The following is an 18090-nucleotide window of genomic DNA, read 5'->3' as shown; positions in this document are numbered from 1 at the left end:
GAGAAGACTTTAGAGAGCGGGCCTTGTGCCCGCTCTTTTCTTTTGTGCGGGGATGTGGTGATCAGTGAGTACAACGACCGCAGGAGCCCGCCCATGTCATTGCACGAAATTCAATCCCGTATTGAAGCCGAAGAGGCGCGCACGGGGCGCAGTGTTGGCGGCACCAAACTGATTGCGGTTTCCAAGGTTCAACCGAACAAGCGTGTCGAAGCCGTGCTGGGTCAAGGGCACCGCGTCTTTGGTGAGAACAAGGTGCAGGAAGCGGCGGGCAAATGGCCTGACTTCCGCGCGCGGTATGACAAGGTCGAGCTGCATTTGCTTGGCCCACTACAAACCAACAAAACCAAACAAGCGATGGAACTTTTTGACGTGATCCACGGCGTCGACCGGATCAAGCTGGCCCGCAAACTTGCCGCGCTAAGCCAGGAGTTGGGCCATTGCCCAGACCTGTTCATCCAGATCAACACTGGAAAAGAGGACCAAAAAGCAGGCGCTATGCCTGAAGACGCGGATGCGTTTATAACCGAATGCCGCGACCTAGGCCTTCCGGTGATTGGTTTGATGTGCATTCCGCCAGCTGAGGAAGAGCCAAGCCTACATTTTGCGCTGCTGGCTAAGATCGCCGCTCGCAATGGTCTTAGTGGGCTGAGCATGGGCATGAGTGGTGATTTCGAACGCGCGATTGCTCAGGGCGCGACCCATGTGCGCGTAGGATCTGCCATTTTTGGGGCGCGCGACTACGGTTGAACAATCAGCCGAGTTTGGTGGCGCACCCGCGCCGCGATCCAATGCAAATGGTCGGGGCGAAATGCCACGCAGCCTTCGGTGGGGTGTCTCGGTTTGCGCCAAGCATGGATGAAGATGGCTGACCCACGACCTTTGACGGCATAGGGCCAATTCCAATCCGTCAGCATCACCAGATCATAAAGCGGGTCCGCGCGGGCCAGCCGTTCATGGCTATGGGGGTAGGGCGCGCGCACCATGAGGTTGTAGTCTTCATGCCCCATATCGTCAGACCACAGATCAGTTGGTCTGATTGGCAGCGCCCAGTTTGCAGGTCGGCTCATACGATCTGGTCGGTACAGCATGCCGACAATACGATGTGTGCCAACAGGGGTCGCGCCGTCGCCCTCCTTCTTGCGATCAGAGATCCCGCCTTTGCCGATTGCGCAGGGAAAGTTACGACCCATGAACCGGCAGCCCCAACGGGTGACAACCAAGTCATGCGGGCTCACAACAGATGGCCCGATTTCTTGGCCTTGGTCGCCAGATAGTCGCGGTTGAACCGCCCTTCACCTACTTTAAGTGGCACGCGTTCAACCACCTCCATGCCGCTTTTGGTCAGCCGGTCGACCTTGCGCGGATTGTTGGTCATCAGCCGGATTTTTGAGAACCCCATGGAACGCAAAATCTCCGCACCAATGCGGAAGTCACGCTCATCATCTTCAAAGCCCAGCCGGTGGTTGGCCTCAACCGTGTCGAAACCCTGATCCTGCAACGAATAGGCGCGCATCTTATTGGCCAGCCCAATCCCACGGCCTTCTTGGCTGAGGTACAAAAGCACGCCTTCGCCGTCCTGGCCCATTTGCGCAAGCGCGCCGCGTAGCTGCGGCCCACAATCGCATTTGAGTGACCCAAGCAGGTCCCCGGTGAAGCACGCCGAATGCAAGCGTGTCAAAACGGGCTTCCCTCGGTCGGGGCGGCCGATCTCGACCGCATAATGTTCTTCCCCGCCGTCATCTGGGCGGAAAACATGCAAGCGTCCAGCCTCGGAGACCTCCAGCGGCAAGGTCGCGCTGACCACGGGCGCAAGCGGACGCGCCTGTTCGATAGCCATCTTCGCAGCCTGCGCATCGATCCGGGTCAGCATCGTCAGATCGAGGCCCGTTAGAATCGGTGCGCTTAAAACCGCAGGCAACAGCCGCGCGGACTTGGCCAGATCAATCGCAATGCGTTCAATTGTGGCATCGCCGTCGCGCAATGTCTTGAGCGGGCCTTTCATGGGTGCGTTCAGATCATCGGCAGGGTCGGCTAAGGCCTGAAGCCAGCTCATCGGCGCATCGCCCGGCACCTGAATACGCGCAACGTCGCCGTCATATGCGGCAGTTTTCAATGTCCGCGCGCGCCACCCGGTGATCGTCAGCACCAGTGCGCTATTGGCTGCATGCAGGCTTGCCAACCGGTCGGCGCCCAGTGTTTCTACCGCAAGGATCATGCGCGTGCCCAAGATCACGGGAACGCCCATGCGCAGGTCGGCGCGGGCGCGGGCGAGAAGCTCATATATGTCGGGCAGCAGACTCATCGCGGCTCATTTTGTAACAATTCTCCGCTATCCATACGCCGAAGTGACAGAATTTGAAACATTTGACGTCCTGCCCACACGACGGCGTGACATAACGGGCGCGTGAGTTGTCCGTGTCGTCCATTTTGCAGATGTTCGTTCCAACCAAGGAGGACCAATCATGGCTAACCTGAAGAAAATCCTGCTCGTCGACGATGATGACGATTTACGCGAAGCCCTTTCAGATCAACTGGTTATGACTGAGGATTTCGACGTGTTCGAAGCCGCAAACGGCACCGACGCGATGGAGAAGGCCAAGGAAGCCATCTACGACCTCGTCGTCCTTGATGTCGGCCTGCCTGACACAGATGGCCGTGAGCTTTGTCGCCTGATGCGTAAACAAGGCGTGAAATGCCCGGTTCTGATGCTGACGGGTCATGACAGTGATGCGGACACAATCTTGGGTCTCGACGCCGGCGCCAACGACTATGTGACCAAGCCGTTCAAGTTCCCGGTCCTGTTGGCCCGCATCCGGGCGCAACTGCGCCAGCATGAACAATCTGAAGACGCCGTTTTCCAGCTTGGGCCATATACGTTCAAACCCGCGATGAAGATGCTCGTCACTGAGGATGAAAAGAAAATCCGCCTGACGGAAAAAGAAACGAATATCTTGAAATTCCTCTATCGATCCACCGATGGTGTGGTGGCGCGCGATGTGCTGCTGCATGAGGTTTGGGGCTACAATGCGGGCGTGACAACGCACACATTGGAGACACATATCTACCGTCTTCGCCAAAAAATTGAACCAGAACCGTCAAATGCGCGCCTTCTTGTGACCGAATCCGGCGGCTATCGTCTAAACGTATAAGAGTTCCCCTGGTCGCGTCGGGGTAATGATGCGGCACCTCCCTGTTGGACTGCCCGGGCCTTGCGCCCGGGCGTTTTTTTGGCCAGATCGCGGGAGAAAGCGAGCCAATTCATGCGCATCATTGTTAAGTCCTTAGTCGTTCTAGTCGCGGTGTTAATTTGCGTCTGCGCCGGGTTTCGCGGCGCTGCGGTGCTGCGCGAAAGCGACTACCGGTTCAGCGACGTGCCGGCTGGCGGATATTTTGTTGTAACGGAGATGGGCGAGGTTTACGTGCGCGAAACAGGCCCAGAAACGGGTACGCCGGTTTTGCTGGTGCATGGGTCAGTCGGGTGGTCAAAGTTTTGGGATGAGACCAGCACCGCTTTGGCGGCAGAGAGCTACCGCGCCATCAGCTTCGATCTGGCGCCGATGGGGTATTCGCAACTGGACAAGACAGGCGACTACAGCCGCACCAAGCAAGCCGCGCGTATTCTGGCGTTGACGCAAGCGATGCGCATCAAGCCAGCGCTGGTGGCGCATTCCTTTGGGGCAGGTGCGGCCACGGAAGCTGTGATGCGCGAGCAAGATGCTTTCGCCAGCTTTGTGATCGTGAACGGGGCTTTGGGATTGGGCGCTGACCCGGACAAAACCCTGCCATGGCTGTTGCGCCCGCTCTGGCTGCGGGAGGTGGCGGTGTCGCTTACCATTACCAACCCGTTGGCGTTAAAGCCGCTGCTGAAACGTTTCTTGCACCGCAAAGACGCGGCAAATGATGCCAACCTAGCCATTCTGAAAGAGCCGTTCAAAGTGAACGGCGCAACGGAAAGTATTGCGCAATGGTTGCCGACCCTGTTGGTCCCGCCGAAAGGCGCGCTGAGCGCGGATAGGGCGCACTATCAGACCCTAACCCTGCCCGTTGGTATCATTTGGGGGCGGGAGGACACTGCTACACCATTGGCGCAGGGTGAAGAACTGAACGCGCTTATACCAGGCTCTGAGCTGATAGTTTTGGATGATCTCGGGCATATTCCCCAAATTGAGGGCCCCGCAGAATTTCAAGCTGCGCTGACTAGATATCTCGACGGTCTATAGCGTTCTGGCGCCGTTTGTTTGGTGCGGCAAAGCTCCGCTGGCAACTCCGCCGCGCTCAGATTAACGTGACGCCAAATCAACGCAGGAGCGCCGCCATGTCTTTCACGATCTGCACCTGGAACATCAATTCCGTCCGTCTGCGTGAGCCGATTGTCCTCAAGCTGCTGGAGGAAGAAGCACCCGACGTGCTTTGCCTGCAGGAATGTAAAAGCCCGGTCGATAAAATCCCGGTCGATGGGTTCCATGCGCTCGGCTACACTCACATGGTTGCGCGCGGCCAGAAGGGCTATAATGGCGTCGCAATCCTGTCGAAAATTCCTATGGTCGAGGCTGGAGCCGAAGACTTCGCCCAGCTGGGCCATGCGCGTCATATTGCGGGCAAATTGGAAAACGGTGTGACCATTCACAACCATTACGTGCCAGCTGGTGGCGACGTTGCTGACCGTGACGTGAATGAGAAATTCGGCCAAAAGCTCGATTATTTGACCGATATGCGCGACGCTTTCGCCGCTACAAACCCACAAAAGTCGATCCTTGTTGGGGATCTCAACATTGCCCCGCGTGAAGACGATGTCTGGTCGCATAAACAACTTCTGAAAGTCGTGAGCCATACGCCGATTGAGGTCGAACATCTCAGCGAAACGATGGAGGCGGGCAAATGGGTCGACATCACACGGCAAGATATCCCTGAAGGCCAGCTTTATTCCTGGTGGTCTTACCGCGCCCGTGATTGGGACGCCGCTGACAAAGGCCGCCGTCTTGACCATGTTTGGGCGACGCCGGATATCTCAAGCGCCGCGCACGGCTCACGCGTTTTGCGCGATGCGCGCGGTTGGGAAAAGCCGTCAGATCATGCGCCGGTTTTCGCGACATTTGATCTTTAGCACCTGCGCCCTCATATAGGCGCTAACAGAATTTTCATGACCGAGGCCGATATGCTCGAATTAAACGCAGGCAGTGCTGCCCCCGCCGGAGACCTAATCAAAGATGGCTCAGAGATGAGCTTCATGGCCGATGTGATCGAAGCGTCGCAAGAAGTTCCGGTGATCGTCGATTTCTGGGCGCCATGGTGCGGCCCGTGCAAAACGCTGGGCCCTGCATTGGAAGAGGCCGTGATCGCCGCCAAAGGTGCGGTCAAGATGGTCAAACTGGACGTGGACCAGAACCAAGGCATCGCCGGGCAGTTGCAGATCCAATCGATCCCGACGGTTTACGCCTTCTTTCAAGGCAAACCTGTTGATGCATTCCAAGGCGCGCTGCCCGGATCGGAAATCAAGGCGTTTGTCGACAAATTGGTGGCACTTGGTGGTGGCGAACCCGGTGGCGGTCTGGACGAAGCATTGGAGGCCGCGGAAGCAATGCTAGAAGAAGGCGCAGCTGTCGATGCGGCCCAAACCTTCGCGGCGATCCTGGGCGAAGACGCGGCAAGCGCTGCGGCCTATGGCGGTTTGATCCGCGCGCATCTGGCAATGGGTGAGGTTGATCAGGCTGAGGCGTTGATCAACAACGCGCCCGATGAACTGAAAGAGACACCCGAGCTGGAAACTGCCAAAGCGCAGCTGGATCTGAGTAAGCAAGCCGAAAGCGCAGGCCCCTTGGCGGAGCTGGAAGCATCAGTCGCCGCCGATGAAAATGACCATCAGGCGCGGTATGATCTGGCAATTGCGCTGCATGCGTCTGGCAATGCCGAAGGTGCAATTGACCATCTGCTTGAGCTGTTCCGCCGCGATCGCGACTGGAACGACGGTGCTGCCAAAGCCCAGCTCTTTACCGTCTTTGACGCGCTCAAGCCGGAAGATCCGTTGGTGCTGAATGGGCGCCGTCGCTTGTCGTCAATGATATTTGCCTGATCGTGGTGGCGCGCTAGCTGTAGGTCATGTTTTCAGCCGCTGACCTCCCCGACACGATCCCGGTTTTCCCGTTGCCCGGTGCGCTTTTGCTGCCCCGCGCGCGCTTGCCGCTGCATCTCTTTGAGCCGCGCTATTTGCAGATGTTTGAGGACACGCTCAAAACCAGCTCCCGACTGATTGGCATGGTGCAGCCGCATGACGGACCCGGCGGGAAATCGCAATTGCATGCCATCGGGTGTGCCGGCCGCGTCACGCAGTTTTCCGAGACGGAAGATGGGCGTTACATGATCACCCTGTCAGGTATTTCGCGGTTTCGCGTGCAGGAAGAAATCACTGGTTTCAGTCCGTATCGCAAAGCAAAAGTCAGTTGGAGCGGCTTCGAACGTGACCTCGGGTTTGTCGAGAAGGACAAGGAATTCAACCGCGATAAGTTCCTGATCCTGCTGGAGAAATACTTTGCTGATCAAGATCTCAAAACAGATTGGGACAGCTTGAAAGAGGCTGAAGATGAGCTGTTGATCAATTCGCTGTCCATGCTGTGCCCGTTTGAGCCGGAAGAGAAACAAGCGCTGCTAGAAGCTCCATCTTTGTCCACGCGGCGCGAAACTTTGGTCACGCTGATCGAATTTGCCCTGCGCGGCGGCCATTCCGAGGAATTGTTGCAATGAGTGATCTGGGATTTGATCGCCGCATGCTTGACGGGTTGGTTTGCCCGGTTTCGCAAGGCACACTTAGCTATGATGGGGAACGTCAGGAATTAGTGTCTAAAGCAGGCAAAATCGCCTTCCCAATCCGCGACGGCATCCCAATCATGCTGCTGGATGAGGCGCGCAACCTCGACAAAGACTAGAGCGGTTGCCCCTTTAACAGCCGTGGCAAGTCGCCGGTCAATCCCGCCGCTTCCCGCATGAAACCACGACGGAGTGTTGGGGATGCGTTCACCACTGCCAGCCCAATATCACGCACAGTGCGAATGCCGGGGTTATCATTTGAAAACAGGGTGTTGAATGTGTCCGTCGCGCGCGCAAGCAGGGTCGCATCAAAGCGACGCCACTGCGCGTAACGTTCCAGAACATCCATCGCGCCGATATCTTCGCCGCGGCGCATCGCATCTGTGACCACCTCCGCCAAGGCAGACGCATCACGCAGCCCTTGGTTCAATCCCTGGCCTGCAATCGGGTGGACGCCATGTGCGGCATCGCCCACCAAGGCGACCCGCGCTGTTGTGAGGGTTTCAGCTTCTGTCAGGTTCAACGCGTAGGAAAAGCGCGTGCCTGCAAGGCGGATATCGCCAAGAAAATCACCAAAAGCTGGCTTGAGCGCGTCGATGAATGCGTCATCAGTCATCGCGCTCAATTCTGTGGCGCGGGCCGTGCTTTCGGCCCAAACGATGGCGCTGCGATTGCCGGTCAAAGGCAAGATTGCAAGCGGTCCCGCAGGCATGAAGAACTGATGCGCAATCCCGCCATGTGGTTTTTCGTGGCCAATCGCGGCAACCAGCGCCGTTTGCCCGTAGTCTTTGAAGCTGCGTTTGATGCCTGCACGTTCTGCCACGCCGCTGCGTCGTCCGTCACAGCCTACCAAAAGGCGCGATTTTAAGGTCTTGCCGTCGGCGGTAACCTCTGCCCAACCATTTGCGACGTTTTGATCTGTGACGGTCGCCGGGGTGATATGCGTGATCGTGTCCATTGCATCGACCGCGTCCAAAAAGGCGCGGCGCAGGTGACGATCTTCGACCATGTGGCCCATTGGGCCCTCTTCCAGTTCGGCATGATCAAAATGCATGAAAAACGGCGCAGGGCCTTCGCCGGCGCGTCCATCTGTGACTTTGATTTCTAGCATTGGTTGTGCGTCAGCGGCGATTTTTTCCCAGATACCAATCGCTTGCAGCGCCCGGATCGACGCAAGCGCAAGCGCGTAGGACCGTCCGTCAAACTGCGCCAAACTGCGTGTATCGACAGGCAGACTGTCTACAAGCGCTACGTCAAAGCCGGCCTGCCCGAGCGCAATTGCCAATGCGGTGCCGTTCAAGCCCCCGCCGACGATAGTGATATCAGATTGATCTTTCATGCCCTGCAATATGAGGGCCTTTGCGGGATTGTCCATGCGCCGATGCGCCGCTACCGTCGTAAAAGCATCCAAGGGAGAGAGCATATGTCTGAGGCGTGGTTAACCATGACAGCATCGGATTTGGGCCGGGGGATCGGCGCGGGAGAGATTGATCCGGTTGCCCTGACGCAAGCTTATTTGGCCGCAGCCAAGACGCATAAGTTCTCCGACAGGATTTACGCGCGGCTGACTGAACACCGCGCGCTTGCGGAGGCCGAGGCGGCCGCAGAACGCGCCAAGCTGGGCCTGCGTCGTAGTGTGCTGGATGGTGTTCCGATTTCCTGGAAAGACCTGTTTGACAGTGCGGGCACGGTAACTGAGGCGGGCTCAAAATTGCTGGAAGGTCGCGTGCCGAACCAAGACGCGGAAGTCCTGCGCAACGGGACGGAAGCTGGCCTTGTGTGCCTTGGCAAAACCCATATGTCCGAACTTGCATTTTCTGGTCTTGGCCTCAACCCTGTCACGGCGACATCGCCTTGTGTGAATGATCATACTGCGGTGTCTGGCGGGTCTTCTTCGGGTTCCGCGACCTCGGTCGCCTTCAACCTTGCGGCGTCCACAGTAGGGTCTGATACAGGTGGATCGGTACGTATTCCGGCGGCGTGGAACGACTTGGTGGGCCTGAAAACCACCATCGGGCGTGTGTCTGTCAAAGGCACTGTGCCGCTTTGCGCCGGGTTCGATACTGTTGGGCCTTTGTGCCGCTCCGTCGAGGATGCCGCCCAGATGCTGGCGGCGTTGGAAGGTGGTACACCGGCCGATTTGCGCGGCGCATCTTTGGACGGCGCGCGGTTGATGGTGTTGCAAACAGAGGCTTTTGACGATATCCGCGACGCCCCCAAGGCCGGTTTCGATGCTGCGCGTGCGCGGTTGAAACAGTCCGGCGCGCAGATCACACATTCTGAAATTCCGGAGGTCTCCGAAGCGCTTGCGTTGTCCGGCGTACTTTTTGCCACGGAAGCATACGCCCAATGGCAGACTGAGATTGAGGCCAACCCTGACACGATGTTCCCTGAAATTCTGAACCGATTCCGGTCCGGAAAAGACACGCTTGCACGCGATTTTCTGGCGGCTTGGGCCAAGTTAGAGTCTCTTCAGCAGGTCTGGCACGAGAAAACAGCGGGTTTTGACGCTGTGATCTTACCGACCTCGCCCATTCTACCGCCCAATTTGGATCGCTTGATGAATGACAGCGATTATTACGTGACCGAGAACTTGTTGGCCCTGCGCAATACGCGGATTGGCAATCTGATGGGGCTTGCCGGGTTGAGCTTGCCGACAGAGGTACCGTCGGCTGGAATCATGTTCCTCTCTGCTCCGAATTCGGAGGAACGGCTCCTAAGATTGGGGGCGGCGGCTGAGACGACTTTGGGCTAAAAAGACACAACTGCCAAAGCGCTTTGCCAAAACGCCCCGGGTTTTGCTGGACCGAAGCGTGGTGGCTGGGTAACTTGAGGAAAACGGGGCAAAAGATCCCGTTCCTTGAGGCAGTAAAAGCGGTCCAATGACCTATCCAGAGCGGTTTTCGAACCTGCCCCCATACGCGTTTCCGCGTCTTCGCACGCTGTTGTCTGGCCTTGAGCCGGGTGGTGCACCTATCAACATGACCATCGGCTCCCCTTTGCATCCTTTCCCGCATTGGATCACCGAGATCATCACGCAAAACACTGACGCTTTCGGCCCTTACCCGCCAAATGATGGGACGCCCGAGCTGCGCGCGGCGATTTCCCACTGGATCAAACGGCGCTATGGCGTCGATTTTGACGCGGATACGCAAATCTTTCCGCTGAACGGCACGCGGGAGGGGTTGTTTAACGCCTCGCTCGCGCTGTGCCCCGAGAAAAAGAATGGCGAAAAACCGGTCATTCTAACGCCAAACCCCTTCTATCAGGTCTACGCGGTCGCGGCGCTCGCCGTTGAGGCGGACCCTGTCTATGTGCCCGCGACGCGTGAGACTGGGTTCCTTCCCGATTTCCGCGCTTTGCCTGAAGACGTGCTGAACCGTACTGCGATCTGCTACATTTGTTCACCGTCCAATCCGCAAGGCGCGGTTGCCACACGCGACTATTGGGCCGATTTGATCGCGCTTGCTGAGCAGTATGACTTCAAGATCTTCGCAGACGAATGCTATTCGGAAATTTACCGTCAAGACGCGCCGACCGGCGTTCTAACTGTTGCCGCAGAAATCGGCGCAGACCCGGAACGCGTGGTGCTGTTCAATTCGCTCTCGAAACGTTCAAATTTAGCTGGCTTGCGGTCTGGCCTGTGCGCGTCCGGCCCGGAAAACATCAAACAAATGAAAAGCCTGCGCAACTACGCGGGCGCCCCATTGCCGCTGCCCTTGCAGCGCGTGGCTGAGAAAATCTGGGCCGATGAGTCCCATGTCGAAGCTAACCGCGCGCTCTACCGCGAAAAGCTCGACTTTGCCGATGAGCTGTTTTCAGGCGTTCAAGGCTTTGAAGCGCCGGAGGCCGGGTTTTTCCTTTGGTTACCTGTCGCCAACGGCGAAGAAGCCACGAAAAAGCTCTGGACCGAAACAGGCGTCAAAGTGCTGCCCGGCGCGTATCTGGGGCGGGATGCGGCAGGCGGCAACCCAGGCGAGACATATATCAGGGCGGCGCTTGTCGCCCCAATGGAAGAATTGCAGCCGGGGCTCACGGCCCTGAAGAACTGCATCTACGGTTAAGGTGAGGAACAAGCATATGGCGTATCAGGCAAGGCAACGCGATCCGTTTTTGGACAGCGACATGCAAGCAGCGATTGAACAGCGCGGCAAGGAGCTGTTTGGCCTCGCCTTGCTGGCATTCGGGGTCTTGGTCACGTTGATGCTGGTGTCTTATGTGCCCGAAGATCCAAGCTGGTTGTCTGCCACGGACGAGCCTGCGCAAAACTGGTTGGGGCGTTTTGGTGCGTCGTTGGCCTCCCCGCTTTTTGTGATTGTGGGTTTTGGCGCTTGGGCGATTCCGACCATTGCTTTGGTTTGGGGCCTGCGCTTCGTGCTTCATCGCGGCGAAGAACGCGCCGTCAGCCGCTTGCTTTTTGCACCGCTGGCGGTCGCTTTGGCCTCTATCTACGCGTCGTCCCATGTGCCGCTCAGCGAATGGACCCATTCCTTTGGCCTTGGTGGGCTGTTCGGCGACACGGTGCTTGGTGCCGTTTTGGGTGTTTTGCCCATCAGCGCTGTGTTTGGTCTGAAAGTCATGGCCGCAATCGTTTTTGTTGCGCTGTTGGGGCTATCGCTGTTCGTCTTGGGCTTCGACAAGGAAGAAATTCGCACCGCCGCGCGCTTCGCATTCGTTGGCGTGATCCTGACCTATGCCAGCATCGCGAAAGCGCTTGGTTTGGCCTCCCGCGGGGCAGCCAAAGGCACGGTGATGGCGGCGCAGAAGGCCTCCGCCGTGCGCGCGGCTCGCAAAGAAGCACGGCTTAACGCCCCTACCTATGAAGATGAGATGCCCGTGGAAGGCCCATCGCTGCATCGCCCTGTGATGGCGGACGCAGTGGTTGATCCCGAAATTGACAACAAGCCCGGCCTTTTTGCCCGTATGCCGGGATTGGTCAAACGCGTCACTGAGCCCACGCCGGAGCCAGAACTGGACGAGGTGATGATCCACGAACTGGACCCCGAGGATCGCATCAAGTCCCGCATCACCGATGTCATCAAAAACCGTGCCCGGCGCGTACCGGTTCTGGAGGCGGACACCAGCGCGCCCATGATGCGTGCTGAACCACAGCTTACACGCGGTCGTGGCCCTGATCCTTTACACATTTCGCCAGCGGAGCCTGTGCAAGACGCGTATTTTGAAGAACCGGAAATCGCGCCAGAGGTTGAACGCCAAGTCTACACCCCGCAGCCAAAAGCCGTTGTGCAGCAACCGGTCCGCAAGGCGCCCGCGCCCTCGACCCGTGCCAAAGCCGAGGCGCAACCTGCGTTGAATTTCGGTGACGGCCGTAGCGATTTTGAACTGCCTCCGCTTGCGCTTCTCTCCAGCCCAGCGGTTGTTGAGCGCCACGTGCTGTCTGACGAAGCGTTGGAAGAAAACGCGCGCATGTTGGAAGCGGTGCTTGATGACTACGGCGTCAAAGGTGAGATCGTCTCGGTCCGTCCGGGCCCAGTCGTCACCATGTATGAGCTTGAGCCAGCACCCGGCTTGAAAGCCTCCCGCGTTATCGGCTTGGCCGATGATATCGCCCGTTCCATGTCCGCGCTAAGTGCGCGTGTCTCAACTGTGCCGGGCCGCTCCGTCATCGGGATCGAGCTGCCAAATGAAAAGCGCGAAATGGTCGTGCTGCGCGAAATCCTTGCCTCCCGCGACTTTGGCGATGGTACGCAGAAACTGCCGCTGGCCTTGGGCAAGGATATCGGTGGCGAAAGCATCGTCGCAAACCTTGCCAAGATGCCCCACCTGCTGATCGCGGGGACCACGGGTTCCGGTAAATCCGTGGCCATCAACACGATGATCCTGAGCTTGCTCTATAAGCTGACGCCGGAAGAATGTCGGTTGATCATGATCGACCCTAAAATGCTGGAACTCAGCGTTTATGACGGCATCCCGCATCTTTTGTCTCCGGTTGTAACAGACCCCAAAAAGGCCGTTGTTGCGCTGAAATGGACCGTCGGCGAGATGGAAGAGCGCTATCGCAAGATGTCCAAAATGGGCGTTCGCAACATTGACGGATACAATGGCCGCGTGAAGGAAGCGCTTGCGAAGAACGAGATGTTCTCGCGCACCGTACAAACCGGGTTCGACGATGAAACTGGTGATCCGATCTTTGAGACTGAGGAATTCCAGCCCGAAGCCATGCCCTATATCGTCGTGATCGTCGATGAGATGGCTGACCTGATGATGGTCGCAGGCAAGGAGATCGAAGCCTGTATCCAGCGTCTGGCGCAAATGGCGCGTGCCTCCGGTATCCACCTGATCATGGCCACGCAACGCCCCTCGGTCGATGTGATCACCGGCACGATCAAGGCTAACTTCCCAACGCGGATTTCTTTCCAGGTCACGTCGAAAATCGACAGCCGCACTATTCTGGGCGAAATGGGGGCTGAGCAGCTGCTGGGCATGGGCGACATGCTTTACATGGCTGGCGGGTCCAAAATCACACGCGTGCACGGCCCGTTTGTGTCCGATGAGGAGGTTGAGGAAATCGTTAACCACCTCAAATCCTTCGGGCCACCTGCATACATGTCTGGTGTCGTTGAGGGTCCGGATGAGGAAAAATCCTCAGATATCGATCAGGTTCTAGGCCTTGGCGGCAACACGGACGGCGAAGATGCACTCTATGACACAGCGGTGCAGATCGTTATCAAGGATCGCAAATGCTCAACCTCCTACATTCAGCGCAAACTGGCGATTGGCTATAACAAAGCCGCGCGGCTGGTTGAGCAGATGGAGGAGCAAGGCCTCGTATCTCCTGCCAACCACGTAGGCAAACGCGAAATCTTGGTCCCAGAGCAAAACTAGGCGATGTGTCGCAACATTTCAGAATTGTGAAGAGGGGTGGGTTTTAACCCGCCCCTTTTTGCTTAACTAAGAGTGTATGATGATGAAACACATGTTCCTCGCGCCTTTGATGACGCTGGCTTTGGCCGCGCCTGCTTTGGCTGACAAAATCCCGCTCAACGATCTTGCGCGCTATATCAACGGCATAAAATCCGCAACAAGCGCCTTCACGCAGATCAACGATGATGGCTCTATCGATACGGGTACGATTTTCATCAAACGCCCGGGCCGGGCACGGTTTGAATATGATCCGCCCAATAAAAGCCTGGTCCTCGCGGGCGGCAGCACGGTCGCTATTTTCGACCCTAAATCGAATGTTGCACCCGACCAATTCCCGCTGAAACGCACGCCCCTGAACCTGATCCTCGCGCGAAATATTGATTTCAATAAATCACGCATGATCGTCGGTCATTCTGAAGAAGGCGAAGCGACGGTTGTCACTGCGCAAGACCCTGAAAACCCGCAATACGGCAATATTCAGCTAAAGTTCACGGGCGATCCGGTGCAGCTGCGCCAATGGGTCATCACTAATGAATACGGCTCAAAAACGACCGTTATTCTGCAGGAACTTAAGGAAACGGCCTCAATCCCGGCGATCAAATTTAGCATCACCCAGGAAATGAATTCACGCGGGCTGTCCGACTAAATCTTGCCGCAACCAATCAGTTGTGCGCGGTAGGTTTCGCCGCGTGCAGCGACTTCGTTCGAGACGCGCAATAGCCAGGATTTGCTGTTGTAGCTGCCCCGCGAAAAGCCGGTCCGCCCTTCGTGATAGGCCAGATACTGGTTACGGGTGTCGAATTTTGAGATGCCCAAGCGCCGCTCGCTGCCATCCATATACCAGCCCATGAAATCAACGGCGTCACCAAAGCGATTGCGCTTGGCGCGGAACCCGCCCTCGGCCTGTTGATATTCCTTCCAAGTTCCATCCAAAGCCTGGCTGAACCCGTATGCGGACGATTGCCGCCCCTTCGGGATGATCCCAAGCGCGTATTGATGTGGTGTGCGTGCGTCGGCGATGAATTTGCTCTCTTGGTAGATCGTGGCCATCAACACATGGGTCGGCACGCCCCACTTACGTTCAACCTGCTTCATTTCCCGCAGCCAACTGGGGTTCTGGTTGAGGATCGCGCATGCATTGTCGAGATTGCGCGGCGCGTTGCCGCCAGATGAACCGCATGCGGCCAAAAACAAAAGAAGCGCCATAGCGCGGAAAGGTCGAAACATGAGCCTGCTCGTATTAATGCCTGTTTACCGGCGTTTGTTCGATGATACGCCAAAAGGCGCGCTTCGCAAAGCGTGTGATGCCTCAGCTTAGATCAAAAATGCGAGAAGCAGCGGGATAAAGCCTACCGACATCAAGGTAGAAACGACGACAAGCCCTGCAACAGGGTCTGAATCCGCCTCATATTTTGCCGCCAAAAGGTAGGATGTCACCGCCACGGGCGTCGTCGCTTGCAAGATCAAAACCGCCAAAGCCACCGGCGGCAATGCGAAATACGTGCCGGCACCCCAGGCCGCCGATGCACATATGACCACCTTCACGGCTGACAAAACAATCGCGCGCGTCACGGCCCCGGGGCTCAGCCGTGCAACGGCGACGCCCAAGGTGATCAGCATCAAAGGGATGGCCATCTGGCCGATAAGCTCGATTGTGTTGGTCAGAAACCGTGGCGTTTCCCAGCCTTGCCACAAAAAAAATGCGCCGAGAAGCGTGGCGCCGACCAAAGGTTCTTGCACGACCTTCCGCAAATCGCCCCCGCCTGACACCAGCCAAACACCGTATGTGAAGGAATAGATGCCCATCATCGCAAAGATCACGACGGCATAACCCAAACCCTCATCGCCAAACGCAAACAGCGCCAAGGGCAGGCCAAGATTGCCGGTATTGCCAAAAATCAGCGGGGCCAGAAAGGTTCGGGTTTCCAACTTGCCCAGTTTCACCAAGGCGAAACAGGCCAGCGTAATGAGCCCATAAGTGACGATCGTGGCCAGAAACACAGTTGTTAATGCGCTCGGCGCGATGTCGGTTTGCATCAGGGCCGCGAAAATCAAGCAAGGCACAGACAGAGTCATGGCCATGCGCGTGACGAACTCGATTCGGTACTCAAAACCCAGCTTGACCCAGGCAAAACCGATCCCCGCCAAAAGGAAGACCGGCGCCACGATTTCCAGCACTGTCAGAGCCAGGTTCACAGACTGTTTCCTTAATTTTGAGACTGATTTTATAGACAAACCCGCCTTGCTCGGTCTATCTAGCGGTACAAGGGGTTGCAATTGTTATGCTTAAACAGTCCGCCAAATATACGCTTGGCCAAATCGTTCGTCACAAAAAGCACTCGTTTCGAGGCGTAATTTTCGACGTCGATGCCGAATTTGCAAATTCAGATGAGTGGTATGAGAAGATCCCTGAGGCCTCGCGCCCGCGGAAGGATCAACCTTTCTATCACCTCTTGGCGGAGAATGACGAAAGCTACTACGTGGCCTATGTGTCCGAGCAAAACTTGATTTTGGATTCAACTGGCGAGCCTGTCCATCATCCGGATTTGGGCGCGATGTTTGGCACATTTGACGGGCGCAGCAGCTATCCGTTGCAATTCGACTTTAACTAAGCGCGTTCAGTAACCTAGGGCACAGCCATCTTTGCGCGGGTCCGATGCGCCTTGAAGCATGCCAGTGTCAGGATCGATATAGATCGCTTGCGCGCCGCCAATCGGTGTTTCGGGGATACTGACCGAATGCCCCATATCACTCAGCTCTTGCCGCACGGCATCTGAATATCCACGTTCAACCTTCATGTCGCCTGCGTCTGAGAAGCTTCGCGGTGCGTCAATCGCCTGCTGCGGATGCATGCCGAAATCGACCATGTTTGTCATGAACCGAGCATGTCCATTGGGCTGATACGCCCCGCCCATCACGCCAAATGGCATGATGACCTTACCATCTCGTTTTAACATGCCGGGAATGATGGTGTGCATGGGCCGTTTTCCACCCTTCGCCTCGTTGGGATGTCCGTCTTCCAGCGTGAAACCTGCGCCTCGGTTTTGGAACAAGATACCGAACTTATCCGATGCAATGCCGGAGCCGAAGCTGTGGAAAATCGAATAGATCAACGACACCGCCATACGGTCGCGATCAACAACTGTCAGGTAGATTGTTTCTTTGTGAACCTGCTCGGTTAGTTGTGCGGCTGATGGCATCGCGCGTTTGGGATCGATCAGCGCTGCCAATCTAGCGGCCGTTTCAAGTGAAACCATGTGATCCAGCCGCGCCATGTGGTCCGGATCTGACAAGAAACGGTTGCGCGCGTCATAGGCGAGTTTCGCGGCCTCCGCTTCAATATGCGCTCGGGTGGCCCCCATAGGGTCCATCGTCGCCATATCGAACTGCGCCAAAATGTTGTTCATCAAGATTGCGGTCGCGCCTTGGCCGTTTGGTGGGTGCTCGACCAACTCAGTGCCCTTGTAGTCGCCTGAAATTGGATCTGTGTAGTCGCTGGCGGTTGCTGCAAAATCATCGAGTGTATGCGTCCCGCCAGCGGCTTGAAGCGATGCCACCATGTCTTGCGCGACTTCGCCTTCGTAGAATCCAGCCCGCCCGTGTTCGCCGATCAAACGAAGCACCTCTGCCTGGGCCGGGGCGCGAAACACCTGACCGGGCGTAGGCGCAGAACCATTCAAAAGATAGAAATCTTTTGCTGCGCCCTGCGGCGTTGCTTCCGCCTCCACCCAATCAAAACTTGTGCGGGGTCCAACCGGGACGCCCTTCTCGGCATAGTAGATCGCCGGAGCGACAGTCGCTTTAAGCCCAATCTTGCCGTGGTCTTTTGATAGGCGGCAAAATGCGTCGATCGCACCCGGGACGGTCACAGCTTCAGCGGTATAAAGAGGGACAGTTTTCTGACCAGCATCGCGTAGTTTCGCTGCATCAAGCCCCGCTGGGGCACGGCCCGACCCATTGAGCGCTATGATATCTTCGCTGCCAGCGGGTTTGACCAAAACAAAACAGTCACCCCCGATCCCGGTCATTTGCGGTTCGCAAATTCCCAGCAAAAGCCCGGCCGCGATGGCTGCATCTACTGCGTTTCCACCCGCTTCTAGCATCTGGATCGCGACCTTAGCCGCCAAAGGATGCGACGTGGCACACATGCCGTTTTCAGCGAAAACCGTTGAACGGCCGGGAAGATGGAAATCGCGCATGGGGACCTGCTGTGAATTCGTTTAGGGATCGTACGATAAGAGACGCGGGGCGATTGTCTAGACGCAGGCTGAATAAATCGCACGGCTTGGGAGCAAATTCCGCTCGATATCAATGATTTGCGAGTTTCTGATTGTTTAAGCTAAACCATCCCGCTGCAGTGGAGCGAATGGATAGCACCGGCTTATGCCAAGCGATCCAGCATCT

18 protein-coding genes are annotated in these 18090 nt (G+C 57.0%); 12 read left to right on the top strand and 6 right to left on the bottom strand.

The annotated features are described in order from the left end of the window. Positions 1–93 precede the first annotated feature (93 nt). Positions 94–747 carry a YggS family pyridoxal phosphate-dependent enzyme gene (locus tag ACZ1G7_RS11795; RefSeq protein ID WP_472659593.1) on the top strand — a complete coding sequence of 218 codons (654 nt, stop codon included), beginning with the start codon at positions 94–96 and terminating at the stop codon, positions 745–747. On the opposite strand, the gene ACZ1G7_RS11790 is transcribed toward ACZ1G7_RS11795, so the two are convergent. Together ACZ1G7_RS11790 and ribA are read right to left on the bottom strand one after the other, a co-directional pair. Next, the gene (locus tag ACZ1G7_RS11790) at positions 738–1235 is read right to left on the bottom strand and encodes a L,D-transpeptidase family protein (protein WP_472659592.1); all 498 of its coding nucleotides are present in this window, start codon (positions 1233–1235) and stop codon (positions 738–740) included. The two genes, ACZ1G7_RS11795 and ACZ1G7_RS11790, sit on opposite strands and share 10 nt — an antisense overlap. After that, complete coding sequence (gene ribA / locus ACZ1G7_RS11785) at positions 1232–2302, bottom strand: GTP cyclohydrolase II (protein ID WP_472659591.1); 1071 nt, start codon at positions 2300–2302, stop codon at positions 1232–1234. Before ribA ends, ACZ1G7_RS11790 begins: the two co-directional genes overlap by 4 nt. 160 nt (positions 2303–2462) lie before the next feature. Here ribA and ACZ1G7_RS11780 point away from each other — a divergent pair, with 160 nt between their 5' ends. The 6 genes from ACZ1G7_RS11780 (at position 2463) to ACZ1G7_RS11755 (ending at position 6920) form a co-directional block, all read left to right on the top strand. Then, positions 2463–3149: a response regulator transcription factor gene (locus ACZ1G7_RS11780; RefSeq protein WP_472659590.1), complete on the top strand. Its 687-nt coding sequence runs from the start codon at positions 2463–2465 to the stop codon at positions 3147–3149. Positions 3150–3260: 111 nt separating this feature from the next. After that, positions 3261–4220: an alpha/beta fold hydrolase gene (locus ACZ1G7_RS11775; RefSeq protein WP_472659589.1), complete on the top strand. Its 960-nt coding sequence runs from the start codon at positions 3261–3263 to the stop codon at positions 4218–4220. Positions 4221–4315: 95 nt separating this feature from the next. Then, positions 4316–5104 carry an exodeoxyribonuclease III gene (gene xth, locus ACZ1G7_RS11770; protein ID WP_472659588.1) on the top strand — a complete coding sequence of 263 codons (789 nt, stop codon included), beginning with the start codon at positions 4316–4318 and terminating at the stop codon, positions 5102–5104. A 51-nt stretch (positions 5105–5155) separates the two neighbouring features. After that, positions 5156–6070 (top strand): thioredoxin, encoded by a 915-nt coding sequence (gene trxA / locus ACZ1G7_RS11765; protein ID WP_472663721.1) that lies wholly within the window; start codon positions 5156–5158, stop codon positions 6068–6070. 26 nt (positions 6071–6096) lie between these two features. Then, positions 6097–6738 (top strand): LON peptidase substrate-binding domain-containing protein, encoded by a 642-nt coding sequence (locus tag ACZ1G7_RS11760; protein WP_472659587.1) that lies wholly within the window; start codon positions 6097–6099, stop codon positions 6736–6738. Next, complete coding sequence (locus tag ACZ1G7_RS11755; protein ID WP_472659586.1) at positions 6735–6920, top strand: Trm112 family protein; 186 nt, start codon at positions 6735–6737, stop codon at positions 6918–6920. The genes ACZ1G7_RS11760 and ACZ1G7_RS11755 overlap by 4 nt, the downstream gene beginning before the upstream one ends. On the opposite strand, the gene ACZ1G7_RS11750 is transcribed toward ACZ1G7_RS11755, so the two are convergent. Continuing rightward, on the bottom strand, positions 6917–8176 hold the full coding sequence (locus ACZ1G7_RS11750; protein WP_472659585.1) for a UbiH/UbiF/VisC/COQ6 family ubiquinone biosynthesis hydroxylase: 1260 nt from the start codon (positions 8174–8176) through the stop codon (positions 6917–6919). The genes ACZ1G7_RS11755 and ACZ1G7_RS11750 overlap by 4 nt on opposite strands. A 48-nt stretch (positions 8177–8224) precedes the next feature. Between ACZ1G7_RS11750 and ACZ1G7_RS11745 the strand changes: the two genes are divergently transcribed. The 4 genes from ACZ1G7_RS11745 to ACZ1G7_RS11730 all read left to right on the top strand — a co-directional run bounded on the left by ACZ1G7_RS11745 (position 8225) and on the right by ACZ1G7_RS11730 (position 14332). Continuing rightward, the gene (locus ACZ1G7_RS11745; RefSeq protein WP_472659584.1) at positions 8225–9556 is read left to right on the top strand and encodes an amidase; all 1332 of its coding nucleotides are present in this window, start codon (positions 8225–8227) and stop codon (positions 9554–9556) included. Between the two features lie 127 nt (positions 9557–9683). Then, a complete protein-coding gene (locus ACZ1G7_RS11740) occupies positions 9684–10865 on the top strand; it encodes an aminotransferase class I/II-fold pyridoxal phosphate-dependent enzyme (RefSeq protein ID WP_472659583.1) in 1182 nt (393 codons plus the stop codon). A gap of 16 nt (positions 10866–10881) precedes the next feature. After that, positions 10882–13647, top strand: a complete 2766-nt coding sequence (locus ACZ1G7_RS11735) for a DNA translocase FtsK (RefSeq protein ID WP_472659582.1) — start codon at positions 10882–10884, stop codon at positions 13645–13647. A 76-nt stretch (positions 13648–13723) separates the two neighbouring features. Next, the gene (locus ACZ1G7_RS11730) at positions 13724–14332 is read left to right on the top strand and encodes a LolA family protein (protein ID WP_472659581.1); all 609 of its coding nucleotides are present in this window, start codon (positions 13724–13726) and stop codon (positions 14330–14332) included. On the opposite strand, the gene ACZ1G7_RS11725 is transcribed toward ACZ1G7_RS11730, so the two are convergent. Then, entirely contained in the window at positions 14329–14913 is a 585-nt protein-coding gene (locus tag ACZ1G7_RS11725; RefSeq protein WP_472659580.1) for a transglycosylase SLT domain-containing protein, read from the bottom strand. The genes ACZ1G7_RS11730 and ACZ1G7_RS11725 overlap by 4 nt on opposite strands. 87 nt (positions 14914–15000) lie before the next feature. Next, positions 15001–15882: an AEC family transporter gene (locus tag ACZ1G7_RS11720; protein ID WP_472659579.1), complete on the bottom strand. Its 882-nt coding sequence runs from the start codon at positions 15880–15882 to the stop codon at positions 15001–15003. An 86-nt stretch (positions 15883–15968) separates the two neighbouring features. On the opposite strand from ACZ1G7_RS11720, the gene hspQ reads away from it, so the two are divergent. Further along, positions 15969–16298 carry a heat shock protein HspQ gene (gene hspQ / locus ACZ1G7_RS11715; protein ID WP_472659578.1) on the top strand — a complete coding sequence of 110 codons (330 nt, stop codon included), beginning with the start codon at positions 15969–15971 and terminating at the stop codon, positions 16296–16298. 6 nt (positions 16299–16304) lie between these two features. On the opposite strand, the gene ggt is transcribed toward hspQ, so the two are convergent. After that, positions 16305–17885, bottom strand: a complete 1581-nt coding sequence (gene ggt / locus ACZ1G7_RS11710) for a gamma-glutamyltransferase (RefSeq protein ID WP_472659577.1) — start codon at positions 17883–17885, stop codon at positions 16305–16307. Positions 17886–18090 lie beyond the last annotated feature (205 nt).

The sequence above is a fragment of the Litoreibacter sp. JB4-2 genome (genome assembly GCF_055693445.1).
Note: the sequence above shows the minus strand (reverse complement) of the source record. Positions and strands in the feature narration are given on the sequence as shown.

What these genes read in the sequence shown, in the direction of transcription:
- ACZ1G7_RS11795 (WP_472659593.1), top strand. Translation starts at nt 94, where the DNA reads ATGTCATTGCACGAAATTCAATCCCGTATTGAAGCCGAAGAGGCGCGC.
- ribA (WP_472659591.1), bottom strand. Translation starts at nt 2,302, where the DNA reads ATGAGTCTGCTGCCCGACATATATGAGCTTCTCGCCCGCGCCCGCGCC.
- ACZ1G7_RS11780 (WP_472659590.1), top strand. Translation starts at nt 2,463, where the DNA reads ATGGCTAACCTGAAGAAAATCCTGCTCGTCGACGATGATGACGATTTA.
- ACZ1G7_RS11775 (WP_472659589.1), top strand. Translation starts at nt 3,261, where the DNA reads ATGCGCATCATTGTTAAGTCCTTAGTCGTTCTAGTCGCGGTGTTAATT.
- xth (WP_472659588.1), top strand. Translation starts at nt 4,316, where the DNA reads ATGTCTTTCACGATCTGCACCTGGAACATCAATTCCGTCCGTCTGCGT.
- trxA (WP_472663721.1), top strand. Translation starts at nt 5,156, where the DNA reads ATGCTCGAATTAAACGCAGGCAGTGCTGCCCCCGCCGGAGACCTAATC.
- ACZ1G7_RS11760 (WP_472659587.1), top strand. Translation starts at nt 6,097, where the DNA reads ATGTTTTCAGCCGCTGACCTCCCCGACACGATCCCGGTTTTCCCGTTG.
- ACZ1G7_RS11755 (WP_472659586.1), top strand. Translation starts at nt 6,735, where the DNA reads ATGAGTGATCTGGGATTTGATCGCCGCATGCTTGACGGGTTGGTTTGC.
- ACZ1G7_RS11750 (WP_472659585.1), bottom strand. Translation starts at nt 8,176, where the DNA reads ATGGACAATCCCGCAAAGGCCCTCATATTGCAGGGCATGAAAGATCAA.
- ACZ1G7_RS11745 (WP_472659584.1), top strand. Translation starts at nt 8,225, where the DNA reads ATGTCTGAGGCGTGGTTAACCATGACAGCATCGGATTTGGGCCGGGGG.
- ACZ1G7_RS11740 (WP_472659583.1), top strand. Translation starts at nt 9,684, where the DNA reads ATGACCTATCCAGAGCGGTTTTCGAACCTGCCCCCATACGCGTTTCCG.
- ACZ1G7_RS11735 (WP_472659582.1), top strand. Translation starts at nt 10,882, where the DNA reads ATGGCGTATCAGGCAAGGCAACGCGATCCGTTTTTGGACAGCGACATG.
- ACZ1G7_RS11730 (WP_472659581.1), top strand. Translation starts at nt 13,724, where the DNA reads ATGATGATGAAACACATGTTCCTCGCGCCTTTGATGACGCTGGCTTTG.
- ACZ1G7_RS11725 (WP_472659580.1), bottom strand. Translation starts at nt 14,913, where the DNA reads ATGTTTCGACCTTTCCGCGCTATGGCGCTTCTTTTGTTTTTGGCCGCA.
- hspQ (WP_472659578.1), top strand. Translation starts at nt 15,969, where the DNA reads ATGCTTAAACAGTCCGCCAAATATACGCTTGGCCAAATCGTTCGTCAC.
- ggt (WP_472659577.1), bottom strand. Translation starts at nt 17,885, where the DNA reads ATGCGCGATTTCCATCTTCCCGGCCGTTCAACGGTTTTCGCTGAAAAC.